This is a genomic window from Helicobacter pylori, from assembly GCF_030323545.1.
In the GTDB taxonomy this organism is placed as follows: Bacteria; Campylobacterota; Campylobacteria; order Campylobacterales; family Helicobacteraceae; genus Helicobacter; species Helicobacter pylori_CO.
Genome location: NZ_CP122954.1, coordinates 62,892 through 82,164, shown reverse-complemented (window position 1 = coordinate 82,164; position 19,273 = coordinate 62,892). Strand labels below are relative to the sequence as shown.

Annotated in this window: 17 protein-coding genes and 1 pseudogene; 5 read left to right on the top strand and 13 right to left on the bottom strand. The window is 38.6% G+C overall.

Going from position 1 to position 19,273, the window contains the following annotated elements:
• Window positions 1–20: 20 nt before the first annotated feature.
• From lpoB to dnaE, 4 genes are all read right to left on the bottom strand, one after another.
• Complete coding sequence (gene lpoB / locus QAP06_RS00365) at window positions 21–653, bottom strand: penicillin-binding protein activator LpoB (protein ID WP_000243398.1); 633 nt, start codon at window positions 651–653, stop codon at window positions 21–23.
• 356 nt (window positions 654–1,009) lie between these two features.
• Window positions 1,010–1,324: a thioredoxin family protein gene (locus QAP06_RS00360; protein WP_231172187.1), complete on the bottom strand. Its 315-nt coding sequence runs from the start codon at window positions 1,322–1,324 to the stop codon at window positions 1,010–1,012.
• A 55-nt stretch (window positions 1,325–1,379) separates the two neighbouring features.
• On the bottom strand, window positions 1,380–2,168 hold the full coding sequence (locus tag QAP06_RS00355) for a pseudouridine synthase (protein ID WP_286465769.1): 789 nt from the start codon (window positions 2,166–2,168) through the stop codon (window positions 1,380–1,382).
• A complete protein-coding gene (gene dnaE / locus QAP06_RS00350) occupies window positions 2,150–5,785 on the bottom strand; it encodes a DNA polymerase III subunit alpha (protein WP_286465768.1) in 3,636 nt (1,211 codons plus the stop codon). The genes QAP06_RS00355 and dnaE overlap by 19 nt, the downstream gene beginning before the upstream one ends.
• Window positions 5,786–5,932: 147 nt before the next feature.
• On the opposite strand from dnaE, the gene QAP06_RS00345 reads away from it, so the two are divergent.
• Window positions 5,933–6,985, top strand: coding sequence for a cytochrome-c peroxidase (locus QAP06_RS00345; RefSeq protein ID WP_286465767.1), 1,053 nt, complete (start codon window positions 5,933–5,935; stop codon window positions 6,983–6,985).
• A gap of 171 nt (window positions 6,986–7,156) precedes the next feature.
• Here QAP06_RS00345 and QAP06_RS00340 read toward each other — a convergent pair whose 3' ends face one another.
• Genes QAP06_RS00340 through QAP06_RS00320 form a run of 5 tightly spaced genes read right to left on the bottom strand, consistent with a single transcriptional unit; the run spans window position 7,157 to window position 11,161 of the window.
• Window positions 7,157–7,744, bottom strand: coding sequence for an META domain-containing protein (locus QAP06_RS00340; RefSeq protein ID WP_001053512.1), 588 nt, complete (start codon window positions 7,742–7,744; stop codon window positions 7,157–7,159).
• An 18-nt stretch (window positions 7,745–7,762) separates the two neighbouring features.
• Window positions 7,763–8,440 (bottom strand): hypothetical protein, encoded by a 678-nt coding sequence (locus QAP06_RS00335; RefSeq protein WP_286465765.1) that lies wholly within the window; start codon window positions 8,438–8,440, stop codon window positions 7,763–7,765.
• A gap of 2 nt (window positions 8,441–8,442) precedes the next feature.
• Complete coding sequence (locus QAP06_RS00330; RefSeq protein WP_000439525.1) at window positions 8,443–9,258, bottom strand: MlaD family protein; 816 nt, start codon at window positions 9,256–9,258, stop codon at window positions 8,443–8,445.
• Complete coding sequence (locus QAP06_RS00325) at window positions 9,243–10,028, bottom strand: ABC transporter ATP-binding protein (protein WP_286467679.1); 786 nt, start codon at window positions 10,026–10,028, stop codon at window positions 9,243–9,245. The genes QAP06_RS00330 and QAP06_RS00325 overlap by 16 nt, the downstream gene beginning before the upstream one ends.
• Window positions 10,028–11,161: an ABC transporter permease gene (locus tag QAP06_RS00320; protein ID WP_000845753.1), complete on the bottom strand. Its 1,134-nt coding sequence runs from the start codon at window positions 11,159–11,161 to the stop codon at window positions 10,028–10,030. Before QAP06_RS00320 ends, QAP06_RS00325 begins: the two co-directional genes overlap by 1 nt.
• Before the next feature lie 133 nt (window positions 11,162–11,294).
• On the opposite strand from QAP06_RS00320, the gene QAP06_RS00315 reads away from it, so the two are divergent.
• Window positions 11,295–11,990 (top strand): outer membrane protein, encoded by a 696-nt coding sequence (locus QAP06_RS00315; RefSeq protein ID WP_286465763.1) that lies wholly within the window; start codon window positions 11,295–11,297, stop codon window positions 11,988–11,990.
• Window positions 11,991–11,994: 4 nt separating this feature from the next.
• Here the strand turns inward: QAP06_RS00315 and ilvE are convergent, their stop codons facing one another.
• From ilvE to QAP06_RS00295, 4 genes and pseudogenes are all read right to left on the bottom strand, one after another.
• Window positions 11,995–13,017, bottom strand: coding sequence for a branched-chain-amino-acid transaminase (gene ilvE / locus QAP06_RS00310; RefSeq protein WP_286465762.1), 1,023 nt, complete (start codon window positions 13,015–13,017; stop codon window positions 11,995–11,997).
• Window positions 13,018–13,068: 51 nt separating this feature from the next.
• A complete protein-coding gene (locus tag QAP06_RS00305; protein WP_286465761.1) occupies window positions 13,069–13,815 on the bottom strand; it encodes an outer membrane protein in 747 nt (248 codons plus the stop codon).
• Window positions 13,816–13,928: 113 nt separating this feature from the next.
• Window positions 13,929–16,592, bottom strand: coding sequence for a DNA polymerase I (polA, locus tag QAP06_RS00300; protein WP_286467670.1), 2,664 nt, complete (start codon window positions 16,590–16,592; stop codon window positions 13,929–13,931).
• A 65-nt stretch (window positions 16,593–16,657) separates the two neighbouring features.
• A pseudogene (locus QAP06_RS00295) lies at window positions 16,658–16,738 on the bottom strand (restriction endonuclease subunit S); the annotation flags it as partial.
• 148 nt (window positions 16,739–16,886) lie between these two features.
• Between QAP06_RS00295 and QAP06_RS00290 the strand changes: the two are divergent.
• Genes QAP06_RS00290 through QAP06_RS00280 form a run of 3 tightly spaced genes read left to right on the top strand, consistent with a single transcriptional unit; the run spans window position 16,887 to window position 19,273 of the window.
• Window positions 16,887–17,126, top strand: coding sequence for a helix-turn-helix domain-containing protein (locus tag QAP06_RS00290; RefSeq protein WP_000777862.1), 240 nt, complete (start codon window positions 16,887–16,889; stop codon window positions 17,124–17,126).
• A complete protein-coding gene (locus QAP06_RS00285) occupies window positions 17,123–18,130 on the top strand; it encodes a DNA adenine methylase (RefSeq protein ID WP_053575793.1) in 1,008 nt (335 codons plus the stop codon). Before QAP06_RS00290 ends, QAP06_RS00285 begins: the two co-directional genes overlap by 4 nt.
• Before the next feature lie 3 nt (window positions 18,131–18,133).
• The gene (locus tag QAP06_RS00280; protein WP_053575792.1) at window positions 18,134–19,273 is read left to right on the top strand and encodes a DNA methyltransferase; all 1,140 of its coding nucleotides are present in this window, start codon (window positions 18,134–18,136) and stop codon (window positions 19,271–19,273) included.

Sequence of the window (19,273 nt, the reverse complement as noted above, 5' to 3'; positions counted from 1 at the left end):
TCATCCTTTCAAATATAAATTTAAAACATACGCTTATTGCTAGCGTTTTTCACAATAGGCTTAACATCGCTCCATACCTCTTCGCCCGTTTTCCTATTGGTAAGGCTTAGGGTGAAGTCATAGTCTAAGCGCTGCCTAGAACTACTAATAGAGGCTGCGATACTAGATACTTTACCACTTAAAGATAAATCAGCGGCTTTTAAAGTGCCTTTTTCTACAGTGGTGTCTTGATTATACTCTTCGCTCTCTCGTTCTTTTTCGCGCTGTTTCACCATTCTGCTATCGGCTGCAATGCCACTCCCTCCACTCGCCCTTGTGATATTGAACCTCCCATTAGATCGCAACCGCAACTGCCGTGCGATTTCAGTCGTGAGAAGATTCATATCCAAATTGGGCTGCGTGGTGTCGTTAATCACATCTGAGACTTCAATCAAATGCCTGCCCTTGAGTTGCTCAAAATTAGGGTCGCTAAACATGGAATCTAACATCGCGTTAGCGGTTAGCAATAAATCCGTGCTATTAATGCTTGCAGTCGTATTTTTAGTGGCATCATTCACATTTTGATAAGTTGCCATTTCACTTGAGCAACCCACCCACAATAAAGCGCTCAAAATCACCGAGCTTATAATTTTTAATTTTGTTTTCAATACCATAGTGATAGAAACTCCCTATTCAAAATTTAAAACAGATACTTCCGTTCCTAATTTTAAACTTCTAATATAAACACACAGTGTTTTTGCGGATTTTAGCATTTTATGCGTCTTTTTTTTCACATTTTACAAGTTCTAGCCCTACAAATTTTACACTGCGAGCATTAATGCCACAAATTCGCTCATTTTTAGCTTAATTAAAGAAACTTTTTTAACAAACATGCTCATTTAAAAACGATAAAAAACGATTTTTTGAGATAAAGAGAGATAAAAGCTATTTGAAGTTAGCCCCTTATCAAAAAAGGGGCTAAAAAAGATTCCTATGGGTTCTTTTTAACAACAAGGCTCTTTAACGCCCTTTATAAAAGCGTTTTAATCGCGTCTTCAATCGGCTTTGAAGATCCAGGCTCTACAAGCCTTTCACCCACTTCTTTCCCGTTTTTGTAAAAAATCAAAGTGGGGATCTTGCGAATGCCTAAGCTCTCTCTTAAATCCTGACTCTCATCAAAAGAAACCTTAAAAAATTCCACCTTGCCTTTGTAAGTTTTGGCTAAATTTTCCATAATCGGCTCAATCTTCCTGCAATCTGGGCACCAACTCGCCCCAACATTAACCACTACCGCTTGATGAGCGATTTTCTCTGCGTAATTCTTCGCGTTAATAATTTCTGACATGATAATCCTTATTTTTTATTTCCCCCCAACCCCAAAGTATAGCATAACTCATAAGCTAATCCCCTTTAAAATTAGCCGCATTAGCCATAAACGCATGCAACTCGTTGTATTCTTGGCGGTTTAGAAAACGCGTTTTCCCCACCGGCAAGGCATTCAAATTCACAAAACCATAACGAACACGCCTTAAATCCAACACTCCAGCGTTAAAAAACGCAAAAAAACGCCTCAATTCTCTGTTTTTCCCCTCATTGATAACGACTCTAAGTTTGGAGTATTTGGCATGGTTTTTGATGATTTCATAACCAATAAAGGGGGCAAATTCCATGCTTTTAATGGGGGTTTTTTGGTGCGCTCCATTAGTGGCGTTTTCTAATTTCAAGCCCTCTTGCATCGCATTCTCCATCTCTCTTGTAACAAAGCCTTGAATTTTAATGAGATATTCTTTTTCTAAATTTGCATGCATTAAAACGCTCACCACCGCCTTACTATCGCTCAATAATAACACCCCTTCACTCGCAAAATCCAAACGCCCCACCGGCGCAAAATGGGCGTATTTTTTCTCCAAGCTTTCATAAATCACGCGCCGTTTTAAGGGATCGTTTTTACTCACTAATTCGCCCTTTGGCTTGTGATAGACCAGCACGCTGAATTTTTTGTTTTTTAAGGGCTTGATGAGTCGTTTGTCTAAAAACACCTTGTCGTTTTCTTTAACCACGCTAGCGAGTTTGGCATGCTCATGATTGATTTTCACCCGCCCTTCTAAAACCAATTTTTCAGCCTCTCTTCTTGAGTGCTTGGTGTAATGGGCTAAAAACTGGTTGATCCTCAAGCTAAATCCCTCCACTCTAACCCTTTAAAATCGTCCTTAATCTTTTCATTTACCATTAAATCGCTTTGGATTTTGAATTGCTTATCCTTATCTTTAATGATCAAATACAAGGGGTGTTTGCCTTGGTGTTTTAAAGCACTCTCTTTGATTTGTCTTAAAAACTCTTTTTTCACATCGTTTTCTAACACGATCGCTAAAGAGCAAGAACTGGAAGCGAGTATTTCAATGGGGGGGATTTCGCGCACCTCTTCTTTTTGCTTTTCAGGGTCTTTATAACGGGCTTTAGGGATTTTAACCTCTCTAGCACTCTCTAAATCCAAGATTTCAAAAAGCCTTAATCGCGCCACTTCTTCTTGCTCTTCAATCTTGCATTTAAACACTAGAGGCTTATTGATATCCAACTCTTCTAAAGCATTCAATTGCTTTTCAAACAGCATGAGCTCAAACTTGCCGTATCTGTCCAAAATGTCCGCTGTGCCATAAGGCTTACCGCTTCGTTTGCCAATTTTCTTTTTAACTTCCATGATTTTACCCAGCAAATAAGCTTGCGAGCCGATTTCTAACTCTTCAATATCAATGCTTTTGACTAAATTTTTAAAGCCCTTAATTTCTTCTTTAAACTCATCTAGGGGATTGCCTGAAACATGAATTCCTAAAGTCTCATACTCGCATTCTAAAAGCGTTTTAGCGTCATGTTCGCCCAAATCAATCATGTCTAAAATAACCTGCTCTTTTGTCCCGCCTTCCATGGCTCCAAAAAGGGAGTTGCCTCCTTGCATCATTTCATTAGCCTTATCTTTAGCGCGCCCAGCATCACAGATCAAATCCAAATGAGCGAGCATGGTTTTTCGGGTGTAGCCTAAATTATCCAAACTCCCTGATTTCACTAATGGCTCTAAAGATTTTTTAGTGAGTTTAGAAAAATCCACCCGTGAAATAAAATCTTCTAAACTCTTATAATCCCCTTTGGCCCTTTCTTCAATGATGTTTTTAATCGGCTCACCCCCAACCCCTTTAATCGCTCCTAAACCAAACACGATTTTCTTTTCCAACTCGCCCTTTTGATTTTTAAACTCCGCCACGCTGAAATCTTGCATAGAAGAATTGATGTGTGGGGGCATCACTTCAATTTCTAAAGCCCTAACCTCATCAATATAGCGCGCCACGGATTCGATCTTATTGGATTCGCTAGTGAGCATCGCTGCCATGAACTCATGCTTGTAATAAGTCTTTAAATACGCCGTTTGGAAAGTGATCATCGCATAAGCGGCCGAATGCGATTTGTTGAAACCATAGCCGGCAAATTTAACGATCAAATCCCACAAATTAGCCGACTTTTGGCCGTCATGCCCCAAATTTTTAGCGCCTTCTACAAACTTAGCCTTATTATCTGCCATGATTTGAGCGTCTTTTTTCCCCATAGCACGGCGGATGAGATCCGCTTCACCCAAACTAAAACCACCGATAGTTTGCACGATTTGCATCACCTGCTCTTGATAGACGATCGTGCCGTAAGTGGGCTTTAAGATCGGCTCTAATTCTTTAAACGCATAAGCGATAGGCTCAACGCCATGCTTTCTATTCACAAAATCATCTACCATGCCTGATTCCATAGGCCCCGGTCTCCCTAGCGCGATAATGGCAATAATGTCTTCAAAGCTTGAAGGCCTTAAGCGCTTGTTAAGCCCTTGAAACATCCCGGATTCAATCTGGAATATCCCCACCGTATCCCCGCTTTGGATCGTTTTATACACTTTCGGATCGTCCATATCCAACGATAAAAAATCCACGCTAATTTTGTGCTGCGTTTTAATGATTTTAAGCGCATCATCAATCACGGTCAAGGTTTTAAGCCCCAAGAAGTCAAACTTAATCAAATCCACCGGCTCCAAATACTTCATGGAATATTGCGTAACGATACCGCCGGTCTTTTCAGAGGCAAACAAAGGGGTTTTGTGCCACAACTCTTTTTGGCTATCCACCACTAAAGCTGCCGCATGCACGCCTGCGTTGCGATTCAAATTCTCTAAATTGAGCGAATACTCCCACACTTGTTTGGCTAATTCATTGCTTTCTACTAATTCCTTGATTTTAGGCTCTAATTCCCACGCCCCCTCTATGAACTCGCCATTTTTTTCATAGCCCTTAAGCGTGATGCCTAAGCGGTTGGGTATGAGTTTGGCAAAATCATCGGCTTCTTTATAAGGCATGTCCAAAACCCTTGCGACATCTCTGATCACGCCTTTAGCCAGCATCTTATTAAAGGTGATGACTTGAGCCACATTGTATTTGCCGTATTTTTCAATCATGTATTCTATGATTTCCTTACGCCTGCGCTGGCAAAAATCCGTATCAATATCAGGCATGCTGACTCTTTCAGGGTTTAAAAACCTTTCAAAGAGCAAATCGTATTTCAAAGGGTCAATATCCGTGATTTTTAAAGCAAAAGCCACCAAACTCCCAGCCGCGCTCCCCCTACCAGGCCCTACAGGAATGCCCATTTCTTTAGCGTAACGGATAAAATCCCACACAATCAGCATATACCCCGGGAATTTCATGTTCGTAATGACTTCAATTTCTTTTTCTAAGCGTTCTTTGTATTGATCATGCTTTTCTTTAGGCACTAAAATTAAGCGCTCTTTCAAGCCCTCTCTGGCCTTATAGGCAAAATAAGAAGCGTCATCTTCAAAATCCAGTCCCTCATTTTGAGCGTAAGCTTTAGTGAATTTGAAGCTTGGGGGGGTTGGGGGGTTCTTTTTATCGTCTTTTAAATCAATCTCCAAAACGCATTTATCAGCGATTTCTTGGGTGTTTTCTAAAGCTTCTGGAATGTCTGCAAAGAGCTTTGCCATTTCTTCAGGGGACTTAATGTAAAACTCATGCACGGAGTGTTTCAAGCGCCCCTTATCGTTTAGGGTTTTACCCATCGCTACGCACATCGCTACTTCTTGAGCTTTAGCGTCATTAGGCATGGTGTAGTGGGTGTCGTTGGTGGCAATGATTTTTAACCCCGTTTCTAAAGACATTTTAATGACTTGCTCATCAATGAATCGCTGATCTAAAATGCCATGGCGCATGATTTCTAAATAAAAGTCGTCTTCAAAAATCTCCTGGTATTCGCAAGCGATTTTTTTGGCTTCATCATAGCCTTTAGCCCCATACTTGCGGTTTCTCTCATTATGAGTATTCAAATGGTAATTGACTTCCCCTTGCAAGCACGCGCTAGAAGCGATAATGCCTTTAGAATACTCTCTTAAAAGCTTTTTATTGATGCGCGGGAAATAATAAAACCCTTCTAAATACGCCATAGAGCTTAAGAACATCAAATTTTCATAGCCCTCTTGGTTTTTAGCGAACAGGCACAAATGGAAGCGTTGCTTGGTTTCTTTGCTAGAAAGGTTGTCGTCATTATGGATATACGCCTCCATGCCGATGATAGGCTTAATGCCTTCTTTTTTCATGCTCGTATAAAAATCAATCGCTCCAAACATGTTCCCATGGTCGGTTACGCTCACGCTTTTCATGCCCAATTCTTTAACGCGTTTGGCCAAAATTTTAATCTTGTTCGCCCCGTCTAAAAGCGAATATTCCGTGTGCAAGTGCAAATGCGTGAAGGCTTTATTCTCTTTCATTGTATAACCCCTATTTGGATTTAACGCCATTATACCTATCGCTCTTTAAAAAACTCTTTATCGGTTCATTTAGTGGTAAATTATTTTAAAATGGTGGTTATAATAAGAAAGTTTTTATTATTTTTAATGCTATTTTAGGAATTCATCATGAAAAAATCCATTTTATGGGGCGTTTGCTTGGCTTTTTCTTGCGCTCATGCCTTGAACGATTTAGAATTGATTAAAAAAGCGAGGGAAAGCCAGTTAGAACCCATGCCTATGGGCAAAGCGCTCAAAGAATACCAAATCAAAAAAACCAGAGATGTGGGTATTGGCACCAAAAACAGCGAGATCATGACCTCCGCTCAAGTGGAATTAGGCAAAATGCTCTATTTTGACCCTAGGATTTCCACTTCCTATCTCGTGTCTTGCAACACATGCCATAATTTGGGCTTAGGCGGGGTGGATTTAGTTCCAAGCGCAGTAGGCTCTCAATGGAAGAAAAACCCCCACCTTTTAAGCTCCCCAACGGTGTATAACTCTGTGTTTAACGATGTGCAGTTTTGGGATGGTAGGGTTACGCATTTAAATGAACAGGCGCAAGGGCCGATCCAGTCTTCTTTTGAAATGGGGGCTGATCCAAAGGTGGTGGTAGAAAAAATCAATTCCATGCCAGGCTATGTCAAACTCTTTAGAAAAGCTTACGGCTCTAAAGTCAAAATTGATTTTAAATTGATCGCCGATAGTATCGCTATGTTTGAAGCCACGCTCATCACCCCAAGCCGTTATGATGATTTTTTAAGAGGCAATCCTAAAGCGCTCAGTAAAGCCGAAAAAGAAGGGCTGGATTTATTCATTTCTAAAGGCTGTGTGGCTTGCCATAACGGCATTAATCTTGGGGGAACGATGCAGCCTTTTGGGGTGGTCAAACCTTATAAATTCGCTAATGTGGGCGATTTCAAAGGCGATAAAAACGGGCTTGTGAAAGTGCCTACTTTAAGGAATATCACTGAAACGATGCCTTATTTCCATAACGGGCAATTTTGGGATGTCAAGGATGCGATCAAAGAAATGGGCTCTATCCAGTTGGGCATTGAAATCAGCGATGAAGAAGCGAAAAAAATTGAAACTTTCTTTGGAGCTTTAAAGGGTAAAAAACCTAAAATACTCTATCCAGAACTCCCTATAATAACAGACAAAACCCCTAAACCCTCTTTTTGATTTCAAAAAGTCCTTTTAGGGGGCTTTGGTGCTAAATCTAAAAACGCTCAAAGCATCTTTTATAATCAACAATCAAAAAGCCAAAAGCGAGCGACAATCTCTTAAAACGCGCTTAAAAATTTTTTTTAATCCTAATTTAGTGGTTTTAGATTGTTGAAATCAAAAACCCATTCAAGGCGTTTTCAAATAAATTTTCATTTTTTGGTTGTCTAAAATGAGCGTGTCCTTGCCCTTAGTTACCGTGAAATTACCCTTAAAATTCTCCATAAATTCCAATTCAAACGCCATCAAATGCTCGTCTTTACACACTTTTCTTGAAATCCCGCTGTCTTCAATTCCAATGTGCCTATCGCCCTGCCATACATAGCTGGCAAAATACCGGTTGCAATAGCCTTTCCCATAAATACGATTTTCTTTTTGATCAAACACAAACTCTCCCATAGAGCTTTTAGGCTTTGGCTTCTTTTTAAAAAGCTCATACCAGTGTTTTCTTTTTTCTTTCTGCTCTTGCTCTTTGGCTTCAAGTGCTGCTTTATCTTCAGGTAAAGCGGTATTTAGAGAAGAATCTTGCTCTTCTTCATGCTCTCTAAAAGCGCTATCAGCGAGCATGGTTTCAATGTCATACACTTGATGGTTCATTTCTACTTTTTGGATATGCCAATCATTGCTAGAAAGTTTTTTATCAAACATTTTTAAAAAAAAACACCCAGAAAAGACACAAGCGGTTAAAACGCTTGCTCCAGCCAATCGTAAATTCAAACAATTTCTCCTTATGTTTTATTTTTTTAACAGGCTTACGCTTTGTGCTTCAACCGCTTTTTTAATCAAAGAAATCGCTTCTTGCATCGCTTGTTCGCTTACATGTTGGAGGGATTGTATCGCGCTTTCTTGAAAATCTTGATTGCCATTTTTAGTCGTTTTGGTCGTTTTATTTTCCAAACTAGAAATATTTTCATGCTTAATGATCACTCCAGAATGCGAATCGCCCTTCACGCTAATATCATAGCCTAGCGCAAATTCCGCCCTATAGGTAGAATTTTCTTTTTCTAAAAGAGAGAACGATAAAATCGTAAAACGAACCGCATAAGTTGGCGCGCCCGCACCATAAGGGGGCAAAGCCACGCCTAAGCATGCTTTTTGCACTTCTTGCATGAACATGGTTTTTAGCATGTTGCGAGGCAAGTCTATCCATTTTTGGTGTTTCCCATGCGTGATCTGCCCGTCTTTGGCTTTAAACACGATCTCTTTAGTGTTGAATAAATCCGCGCTCAAAATACTAATGAGTCTCACTTCAGTCAAAGGTTTAGGGCATTGCGTGATTTCAAAAGAACTCGCATTCAAATCATAAGTTCTGATCTCTGGTAGCATTTGTTTTAAATTGATGCTCAAGCAACCCTGAAGCAATAGGGCTAATGCTGATGAGAGTGAAAAGATTTTTATCGCCGTAGCTCTCATGATTATTTCCTTTCTCCAAAAATCGTTTTATAGGGGTTAGCGTCAAACTTGTCTATCAAAGCAGAGCCTTTTTCCACAAAATTATCAATGTTTCTTAAGCTCAACTGCGCTTGCATGATCAAGGGGGTAAACATCGCCTTAAAGTCGTATTGCCCCTGTTTGATGCGTTTATCCACATTTAAAGCCACATTATTGACATTAGAAACAAGATTGTTAGCGTTGCCAATCAAGGAATCAAATTGCGTCTTTCTTGAATCCAAGTTAGCGATGAGATCATCTACTGAAGCAAGAATGTGCTTGAATTTTTCCACATTTTCATCATCTAAAATCTTATTCACATTTTTAATCGCTTTCATCACTTCTTGCATTGCTTGATTAGCATCCACGCTCAAGCGATCTATAAGCCCTTCTTTAAAGATCAAAATCCGCTCCCCTTTATCGCCGCTGCCATAAAATTCTTCATTGTGGCTTTGTTCTAAGGCTAAAAATTTTAACCCCATAAGCCCCCTAGAAGAAACCGCCACTTTGGAGTCTTTACGGATCTTAACGCTGGATTTAATCATCAAATCCAAACGGACCACCCCCACTTTATCCTTTGCAAAACCCACCTTGATGACATTACCCACTTGAATCCCTTTGTAATTAACGGGCGAGTTGGTCGCAATGCCTCCCAAGTCTTTGTCCGTATAAACCACATATTCATAATATTTTCCGTCATCTAATCCCAAATGGCCTAGCCATAAAATAAAGCCTACCATGCAAACTAAGCATAAAAAGAAGAGCCCGCCGATTAAAGTGTAATTCACATGCCTTTCCAAAATTTCTCTCCTCGTGTTGAATTGAATAAATTGCCTTCTTCTAGCCCTTGAGTTTGAGCTTTTTTGATAAAATCTTTTAAATCCCCATTAAACTCTAATAGCCCGTCTTTGAGCATGATAAACCTGTCCACGCAATCATGCACGGAGTCCAAATCATGCGTGATCATCACCACCGTAAGCTGCAAGCTCTCTTTAAGCGTCATGATGAGTTCATCAAATTTGCCCGCGCTATAAGGATCTAGACCGCTTGTTGGCTCATCTAAAAATAAGATCTCTGGGTTAGTCGCCATAGCCCTAGCGATACCCACGCGCTTTTTCATCCCCCCGCTCAATTCATAGGGGTAAAGGTGGTAAGCCCTAGGGGGCAAACCCACTTTTTCAATCCACATTTTAGAAATTTCTTCAACGATTTTTTTAGAATAAGCGCCGTATTGTTCTAGCATGACGCCCACATTTTCTAAAACCGTTAAAGAGCTATACAACGCCCCAAACTGGAAGCAAATGCCGCAGCGGTTAAAAATCTTTTGCTGCTCTCTTTCTTTGAGTTTCCATATATCTTCCCCAAAAAGCAACACTTCCCCCTTTGTAGGGCGATTGAGTAAGATCATGCACCTTAAAAGCGTGCTTTTACCGCTCCCTGAACCCCCTAAAATCGCCATCACTTCGCCCTTATGCACGCTAAAACTCACGCCCCTATGAATAATGGTGCTTCCAAAAGCGCTATGGAGATCCTTCACTTCAATTAAGACTTGATTGTTAGTAGCGCTCATCATATATTCAACTTAGAAAAGATAATAGAAAAAACAGCGTCTAAGAAAATGATCCAAAACAAAGCGTTCACGACGCTAATAGTGGTCAAGCGCCCAATGCTCTCAGTATCCCCCTTGACTTCAAACCCGCGCATGCACCCCACCATCGCAATCGCAAACCCCCAAAAAGGGGCTTTGACAATCCCTACCAAAAAATGATTCCAACCCACTGTGTCATGCAGTCTGTCTATATAACTTGGAAAGCCTAAATCCAATTGGTATTTAATCGCAAACATGCCCCCAAGAATGGCGAACGCATCGGCAATAAACACCAATAAAGGCAAAACAATCACTAAGGCTAACACCCTAGGCAACACTAAAAATTCAAAAGGGTTAAAGCCCATGGTTTTCATCGCGTCTAATTCTTCAGTGATCTTCATCACCCCAATTTGCGCGGTAAAACTGCTCGCGCTCCTCCCAGCAACCACAAGGGTTAAAATAAAAGGGCCAATCTCTCTTAAAGCGAGTTTAGCCGTCATTTCCACCGACATTAAAGGCGCGCCCAAGTCTTGTAATTGTAAAGCCCCTTGTAAAGCAACGGCAAACCCCACAATAAACACCGTTAAAATGCTCACGGGCAAAACCTTAAACCCGGATTCATTGATATGATAGAGCAAAGGAGTGATGCAAAAGCGTTTGGGGTTAAAAACGCTTTTAATGAAGTAAAATAAAATCATGCCACAAAAATTGAACGCGTTTAAAAAGGTGTTGTAAGTTTCTACGATACTCTTACCCAATTTAGTGATCATGAGTTCGTATTTTTTGCCCGCTTTTTTAGACTCTAAATCCTCTTCTTTTTCAAGCCAGTCTTTAACCACTTTCAAAGCGCATGCGTTATTCTCGCTCACATTGCACAATTCAATGTTTAAAGAACGCTCCCTAACCAAATCAAATAAAAACATGCCAAAAACAAAATCTATTTTTTGGCACCCTGAAAAATCCACTTTTAAAGACCCTTGATGATCTAATAATTTTTTTTTCAACTCATCTAAACGAAACACGCTCGTTTTAAAATCCCAATCCCCTCTTAAAATCAGCACAGAGTTCGCCCCATCTTTACGCATTTCTAAAAATTTTTGTTTCTCTGTCTTCATTAAAATATATTCTCTCTCAGATTAGGTAAAATCTATTAACAAAATTTCGTTTGTTAAAACGACTATTTTAACACAATGATAAAACAAAAGGTTAAACAATACTCTGTTTAATAAAGGATTAATTATTTTTAAAATGTTTAAAAAAATTATTTTTTTTTGTGTTTTCTTAATGGGGGGTTTGGTTGTTTCGCCCCTTGATGCAATGCCTATTTTGCACGATAAAACCCCCAAAAAAAATTACCAAGAAGCCCATGAAAAGCTCTATAGAAGCATCATTAACCACCAAAAGCTCACTCGTAAAAAAAGCGGGTGGTATTTTTTAGGAGGGTTTGGCGCTGTAGAGGCCATTAAGGACTATCAAGGCCAGGAAATGAAAGATTGGATTGCAACGCTCAATTTAAAAACCGGCGTGCAAAGTTTTTTTAAAAAATATATCGGGATTAGGGGGGTTTTTGCATGGGATCTTGGGTCAGGAAAAGTGAATTACCAAAGCCATAAAGATCCTACAAACTCTTTTTTTACCATGCTTGCGGTGGGTTTGGATGTGATTATGGAATTCCCGTTAGGGAGTTATAAGCATTATTTGGGAGCGTTTGGAGGAGCTAGGGGGGCTTTAGTCGTTTATACAGACAAGCAAAATTTCAAGTTTTTTAAACATTCTGTGGTTTCAGGGGGATTAGCGATTAATGGGGGGGTTATGCTCACGCTTTTTTTAAGACACCGCATTGAATTAGGGTTTAAGATCTTACCCACCGCCAGATTGCTTTCTAGCTCCAAACGCTTTGAGACTTCGCCCTTATTTTATGCGGCATACAGCTATAAATTTTAACCTTTTAGCAAACTTCAAAAATCCAATCTTTGGGGGCTTCTTGTTCGCCTTGCTGGATGGATAAAAGCAAATCATAGAGTTGTTTAGTGGTATTGCCCGGTGCTTCAAAAAAATAAGACTTGTTGTTATGCGCGATTTCTTTAATGGGCGTAATGATCGCAGCTGTCCCGCACGCTCCAGCTTCTCTAAACATGCCCAACTCATCCATTAGGATTTCCCTCTCTTCTACTTTGAGATTCAAACATTCTTTAGCCAAAACCATCAAGCTTTTTCTTGTAATGCTTGGCAGAATGCTTGGCGAATGCGGGGTGATAAAGGCATCATCATGCGTGATGCCAAAAAAATTCGCCGCCCCCACTTCTTCAATTTTAGTGTGCGTGGTAGGGTCTAAATAAATGCAATCATCATAGCCTTGCTCTGTGGCTATTTTGTGGGCTAACAGGCTTGCAGCATAATTCCCCCCCACTTTCACCCCACCGGTGCCTTTAGGCGCGGCCCTATCAAACGCCGTAGTGATAAACCTAGCCCCTCCTTTTTCTATACCCCCCTTAAAATACACCCCCACAGGCGCGCAAAACACGATAAAAAGGTATTCGCTGGCCGGCTTCACCCCCAAATTATCCCCTACGCCTATGACAAAAGGGCGCAAATACAAACTCGCCCCGCTTTTATAAGGAGCGAGCCATTTTTGATTCGCTTTTATTACTTCAGCGCATGCCCTTAAAAACAGCTCTTCGCTCACTTTGGGCATGAGCAGTCTTTCGCATGAAGTTTGCAAGCGCTTGGCGTTTTCTAAAGGGCGAAAAAGTAAAGCTTTCCCCTTTTGAGAGCGGTAAGCCTTCAAACCTTCAAAACAAGCCTGCCCGTAGTGTAAGGCCGGCGAGCCTTCGCTGAGTTGCAACACATTTTCGCTCACCAATTTGCCTTGCGACCAAGAGCCGTTTTTATAAGTAGCGATGAAGCGAAAGTCCGTTTTAATGTAGCTAAAGCCTAAATTTTTCCAGTCTAAATTTTCTGAATTTGCCATTTTCACACCTTTAAATGGATAGTTTTAGGTGTGATTGTATCTAAAAAGGGGTTAAAAATCCCTCAAATAACTGATTTGAAACGCATAGACTCTACGCACATCAGCCTGCAAGGTGTATCCCTTTTCGTTGGTAATGGAGAAAAGCCGGTGTGTGATCGTAGGCACTTTAATCCCTAATTCCAAGCTGTTGTGTTTAGCGATATGGGTGCGCACCCCAAACTTCCATAAAAACTGGAAATTAGCCGGGCTATAACTGGAATTGCTGTGGTGTTTTGCATAATGAGCGATCTCTTTACTGATGCTCGTTGCCCAACTATCCCCGGCTAATTGGATCCCCACCACAAAACCAAAAACCATGTTTTCTTTATTCACAAAATTCCACAGCGTATCCAACCCTACACCATAAGTGAATAAATTGACATAGTATTGCCCTTGATAGGAATCCCTCTCCGTTAAGGTCGTCCCTCCAAAACTAAAGCTATTGTAAATAAACCCGCTCTCGCCCACCGGGATACCCTTTTTCATCACGCCAAAGCGGTTGTGCGCGTAGTCAAAAAACCCATAATAACGCGCACCAAACCATTTTTTCTTACCAAAAAATTGCTTATAGCCCACTTCAAAACCCGCTCCTGCATAAGGCGGGAACTTTATCAAAGGCTTTTGCAAGCCGTTGTCATTCACCATTTTAGTCTGATTTTGTATCATGCTCACCTGGTAATTGACTCCCACAAAAGCCGCACTCTCTTCAGCGCTCGCTCCAACACCCAAAGCCCCTAATAATATAATTCTTTTCAACATTCAGTCTTTTCCCTTTATTTTTGATAATCACTTTATATTATATTAGCTTAAAATGGCTAAGTATTACTTATAAAGAAATAATAATATATTTTTTCTTAAACTTAATTAAAAAACTAACCTTTTAGTTCATTCCAACGCTTAGCCATAAACGCGCTCGTTTCTAACGGCACCCTCAAAGGATAAACTTCATCATTGAGGATGCGTTGGATTTCTTGCTGCAACTCTGGGGCGTTTTTTTCTTCAATCTCAAAAATCAATTCGTCATGCACTTGCAAAAGCAGCCTAACTGAAGGGTTATTTTTGAAACGCTCGCTCACTTTGAGCATGCCTAATTTCAATAAATCGCTGGCACTCCCTTGAAAAATCGCATTCACGCCCTCTCGCAAATAATTGCCCTTAATATAATCATTCACGCCGGTAAAATCAAACACCCGATAACGCCCAAGCAAAGTGAAGGCTTTAGAAGTTTTTAAAATCTCTTCTTTCATGCGGTTCAAATAATCTTTGATGCTAGGGAATCGTTTGAAATACGCTTCTATGTAGCTTTTAGCCTCATTTAAAGGGATGTTTAAAGTTTCGCTCAATTTCTTGCTCCCCATGCCATACACCAGCCCAAAATTAATGCTTTTAGCGATGGATCGTTTTTCTTTGGCCAAATCTTCTCCAAACAACGCCTTAGAAGTTTCTAAATGGATGTCTCGCCCCTTTAAAAACGCATCTATTAAATCCTTATCCTGGCTAAAATGGGCTAACAAGCGCAATTCAATCTGCGAATAATCCACCCCTAGCAAACAATATTCTTTAGAGCTAGCGATAAAGCCCTTACGAATGAGTAAGCCTTTAGGCGATCGCACCGGGATATTTTGCAAATTAGGCGAATGCGAGCTTAAACGCCCGGTAGCTGTACCGGTTTGGATGAAAGTGGTATGGATTTTATCGTCTTTGTCTTTTAGGCGCAATAAGGGGGTGGTGTAAGTGTTAAAAAGCTTATTCAATTCTCTGTATTCTAAAATCAAAGGGATGCTTGGGTGCTTGTCTAGGATTTTTAACAAGCTTTTTTCATCGGTAGAATGGCTTTTATTTTTAGGAAGCCCTAATTTTTCATACAAAATCTCGCTGAGTTGTTTGGGGGAGTTGAGGTTAAAATCCACGCCAATTAGTTCTAAAATTTGGCGCTCTAAAACATGCAATTCATTCTTAAACTCCTGCTCTAATCGCTTGAAATAAGGCACATCAATCTTAAAGCCTTGAAATTCCATGCCTATTAAGACTTTCACAAACGGCGTTTCAACTCCTCTAGCCAAAGCAAGCAAGTTTTCTTCCAATCCCCCTTTTTCAAAATACTCGCACAAACGCTTTAAAGCGTTTAATTCCATATCCAATTGCTCTAATTTTTCCACCTTACTTTTAATCTTAAAATCTTTGATTGTTTCATGCGGAACTAATTCTTCTTTTAAATATTCCTTTAAAACTTCATCAAACCCCACTTTTTCCGGATTTTTTAAAAACGCTAAAATTTGAGTGTCTTGGATGCGGATGTTTTCTAAAGGCACCTGGTATTTGGCTTTTAAAAAGCTTAACAAGGGTTTTAAATCATGCCCAATGATTTGTGCATGCTGCAATATTTGAGAAAAAGCGTTTTGCAAAAATTCTACAGAAAAGGGCAAAAATAGCGCCTCTTCTAAAGGTAAAAAATAGCCTTGATCTTCTAATAAAAACGCTAGGGCCAGAACTTTTCTTTCTTTATTTAACACCAAGCGCATAAAAACTCTAGCGTTAGAATTTTTTAATTTTTCTAAAAACGCACTCAAAGGCGCGGTGTTTTCCAAAACGATCATGCGTGATTTTTTAGGGGCGTTTTCTAATAGGGGCACGCTGTCTAAAATTAAAGGCGTAGGGGAATTTTCTAGATCCCTTAAAGTAGAAATAAAACCATATTCTTTCAATTCGTCTTTAATTTTCAATAAGGGGTTTTCGCTAGGAAAAGTGCAACTTGAAAAATCAAATTCTTGAATACACCCTCTTTCTAAAGTGGCTAATTCTTTGCTTAAAAACGCGCTCTCTTTGTCTTGTATAAGGGCTTGATACATTTTAGGGCTGAGTAAATTTTTCGCCAAGTCTAAATTTTCATAGATTTTTTCCAAACTCCCTAACCGCTGTAACAATTCTTTAGCGTTCTTGCTCCCAATGCCTTTAACCCCCTTGTAATTATCGCTGCTATCCCCCACAATGCCCTGATAATCCGTGAATTGACTCGGCAAAATCCCGTATTTTTCCACGCAATCTTTCGCCAAAAACTCCGTTTTGCCATCAAAAAGCGCGATTTTATCGCTCAAAAGCTGGTTAAAATCCTTATCTTTAGAATAAATGCGGGTTTTATAAGGGCTTAGCGTGGCTAAGCTTGCGATAACATCATCAGCTTCAAACCCGCTCACCTCCACGCAAGTAAAACCCATTTTTTGCAACCATTCTAAGGCGATAGGGATTTGTAAAAGCATCTCTTTAGGGGCGTCTTTGCGATTTTGTTTGTATTCGCCCAATTTTTCAGCTCTTTTAGTTTTAGTCTGGCTTTCTAGAGCGAACACGATAAAAGGCATGTTTTTTTTATCCTTATAAAATTTTTTAACCATGCCCACAAGCCCCGTTAAAAGCCCCGTAGGAAAGCCCTTATCATTCGTTAAAGGCTTATTTTTAGCGCTCATGTAATAGCTTCTAAACAAATACGCAAAAGTATCAATTAAAGCTAAAGTCCCCTCTCTAATGACTGGCTGCTCCATCATTCAACCCTCTTCAATCAAGCGAATTTTAAGTTTATTGTAACACAAGCTGGACCTCATCTGTTTCAAAACAACGAGTCTTTTTGGGTTGGCGTTTCGTGGCTGATGACTTCTTTTGTAGCATGGATTTTAGCGTTGCAGTATTGAGCTGATAGTAAAAATATTGCTCCATATTTAACTTACCTATTTTAATAGTTATTTTATACATAAAAATATTTATAATATACATATTTAAATCTCTTTTAAGGATATTTTAGGTATAATAAAAGAATTTAATATGAAAGGTATAAATTTATGAAACTATCGCAAATATTAAAGAAAATACATGCTCTCATAGAGAGCAAAGAAATACAAAATATTTCACAACAAGAGATGGCAAATAGACTTGGAGTGTCTTTGCGAACATATACAGAGTGGCTAAGAGATGTTAATCAGCCATTAGCAATGAGAGCTATTTTAGATATGTTTTCGCAGCTCAATGATGACGATATTGTAAAAATTGTTAGGGCATGGCAGACAAGTAGGGTTAAATGAGATTTATTGGTTCAAAAATATCTTTATTAAAAGAGATAGAAAGCATATTGCCAACATATATAAAAGGGCAAACTTTTTGTGATATATTTTCAGGGACTGCTTGTGTAGCAAGATACTTTAAACAAAAATATAAAATTATTTCAAACGACTTACTATATTTTTCTTATGTTCTACAAAAAGCTTATTTGTGCAACAATGAAAGACCTACTTTCATGGGTCTAAAATTAAATCCTCTTGATTTTCTAAATAACAACATGGGAAATTTAAGTAGTGCTTTCTTTTATGAAAACTATTCTCCAAACAAGCATAACGAAAGAATGTTTTTTACAAATGAAAATGCCCTAAAAATAGATTTTATAAGACAAACCATTGAAGAATGGTATATTCAAAATAATATAAATCAGGATGAATATTTTTATCTTTTAGCTTGCCTAATAGAGGCCGTTCCTTTTGTTTCAAACACTACTGGAACTTATGGAGCTTATCTTAAAATTTGGGATAAAAGAGCACTTAAAACATTAACGCTAAATCCAATAGAATTAACCACTACAAATACATCAAAGCACTTTGTATTTAATAGAGATGCGAAAGAACTTATAAAGGAAATATCAGGAGATATTTTATATCTTGATCCCCCATATAATTCAAGGCAATATGGAGCAAACTATCACATACTTGAAACTATAGCCAAATATGATAATCCACAAATAAAAGGCAAAGTAGGAATTAGGGAATATAGAGAATTAAAATCTAAATTTTGCAACTCGAAAAAAGCTTTGAGCGAACTAGAACATATTGTAAAAGAAGCGAATTTTAAGCACATAGTCTTAAGTTACAATGATGAAGGCATAATGAGTATGTTGGAGATAGAAAATCTATTAAGACAATATGCTAAATTTGAAAGCTACAAGATGAAAAAGATACCATATAAAAGATACAAAAGGACAAGTGGAGAAGCTAAAAACCATATAAACGAATTGCTTTTCTATATAGAAAAAAGGTAAAACATGAATTTAATCAATAAATTAGAATTAGATAAAATTCTTCATAAGAAACACTTAGAAAAATATAGCGATGAAGTATTTAATGAGATTTTAAATATAATTAAGAATGGACTAGAAAATAAGATTAAAGAGCTAAAAAACAAAGAGCGAGTTAATAAAAATGACGATAGTAAGCCAAAAATTAAAGCGATCGAATGTCTGAATAAAAAGGAAATTGAAATTTTGCCCAAATGGGTAAAAAACGATATAGACAAGGCAGTTATTATCGGCAAATCAAAACAAGTTATACAATTAGAGAATGGCAAAAAATACCACTTAAAAAATAAGCTTAACGACTTAAGCGGAGCAGAATGGAACTATTTTTTAAATTCTGTTTTATGCACTAGATATAAAACTAGCGGAAAGGATAGCTATGCTCACGAAATAAGAAAAGAGCATCCTTCTCCAAAGCCTCCACAGCTTATGCGAGATATAATTTCTTTTTTTACAAAAGAGGATGAACTTGTGTTTGATTATTTTGCTGGAGTAGGAGGAACATTACTTGGCAGTTCACTGTGTAATAGAAAAGCTATAGGTTTTGATTTATCTGATCGCTATAAGGACATATATATGAAAGCGAATAAGAACTTGGATTTAAAGGAGCAAAAATTTATATGCGGAGATAGCTTAGAGCTTTTAAAGAACAATAATCTCATGCAAAATTTGTTTAAAAATGAACTTGCTAGTCTTATTTTAATAGATCCTCCTTATGGTGATATGCTGTCTCGTCCAAAAACAGGAGAGACCTTAAAACAAAAAAAAGATACTTCACCTACTCCCTTTACAAATTTAAAAAATGACTTGGGCAATATGAATTGGCAAGAGTTTTTGGAAAAATTTAAAGAAAGTGTTGGATATAGCATAAAATATTTAAAGAAAGGTGGGCATTTGATTGTTTTTATTAAAGACTTGCAACCAAAAGGGGACAAGGATAATCTGCTTCACGCTGACATAATTAAAACCTTAAACACAATCAATGAGTTAAACTATATAGGAAATAAAATTTGGGCCGATTTAAATGTTAATTTATATCCCTACGGTTACCCATTTTCATTTGTTGCAAATCAAATTCATCAATTTATTTTAGTGTTCAAAAAAAAGTAG

Coding starts and splice junctions, on each gene's coding strand:
- QAP06_RS00315 (WP_286465763.1), top strand. CDS start 11,295: ATGTTTAAAAAAATTATTTTTTTTTGTGTTTTCTTAATGGGGGGTTTG.
- QAP06_RS00290 (WP_000777862.1), top strand. CDS start 16,887: ATGAAACTATCGCAAATATTAAAGAAAATACATGCTCTCATAGAGAGC.
- QAP06_RS00280 (WP_053575792.1), top strand. CDS start 18,134: ATGAATTTAATCAATAAATTAGAATTAGATAAAATTCTTCATAAGAAA.
- QAP06_RS00335 (WP_286465765.1), bottom strand. CDS start 8,440: ATGAGAGCTACGGCGATAAAAATCTTTTCACTCTCATCAGCATTAGCC.
- QAP06_RS00305 (WP_286465761.1), bottom strand. CDS start 13,815: ATGTTGAAAAGAATTATATTATTAGGGGCTTTGGGTGTTGGAGCGAGC.
- QAP06_RS00345 (WP_286465767.1), top strand. CDS start 5,933: ATGAAAAAATCCATTTTATGGGGCGTTTGCTTGGCTTTTTCTTGCGCT.
- ilvE (WP_286465762.1), bottom strand. CDS start 13,017: ATGGCAAATTCAGAAAATTTAGACTGGAAAAATTTAGGCTTTAGCTAC.
- QAP06_RS00360 (WP_231172187.1), bottom strand. CDS start 1,324: ATGTCAGAAATTATTAACGCGAAGAATTACGCAGAGAAAATCGCTCAT.
- dnaE (WP_286465768.1), bottom strand. CDS start 5,785: ATGAAAGAGAATAAAGCCTTCACGCATTTGCACTTGCACACGGAATAT.
- QAP06_RS00285 (WP_053575793.1), top strand. CDS start 17,123: ATGAGATTTATTGGTTCAAAAATATCTTTATTAAAAGAGATAGAAAGC.
- QAP06_RS00320 (WP_000845753.1), bottom strand. CDS start 11,161: ATGAAGACAGAGAAACAAAAATTTTTAGAAATGCGTAAAGATGGGGCG.
- polA (WP_286467670.1), bottom strand. CDS start 16,592: ATGGAGCAGCCAGTCATTAGAGAGGGGACTTTAGCTTTAATTGATACT.
- lpoB (WP_000243398.1), bottom strand. CDS start 653: ATGGTATTGAAAACAAAATTAAAAATTATAAGCTCGGTGATTTTGAGC.
- QAP06_RS00325 (WP_286467679.1), bottom strand. CDS start 10,028: ATGAGCGCTACTAACAATCAAGTCTTAATTGAAGTGAAGGATCTCCAT.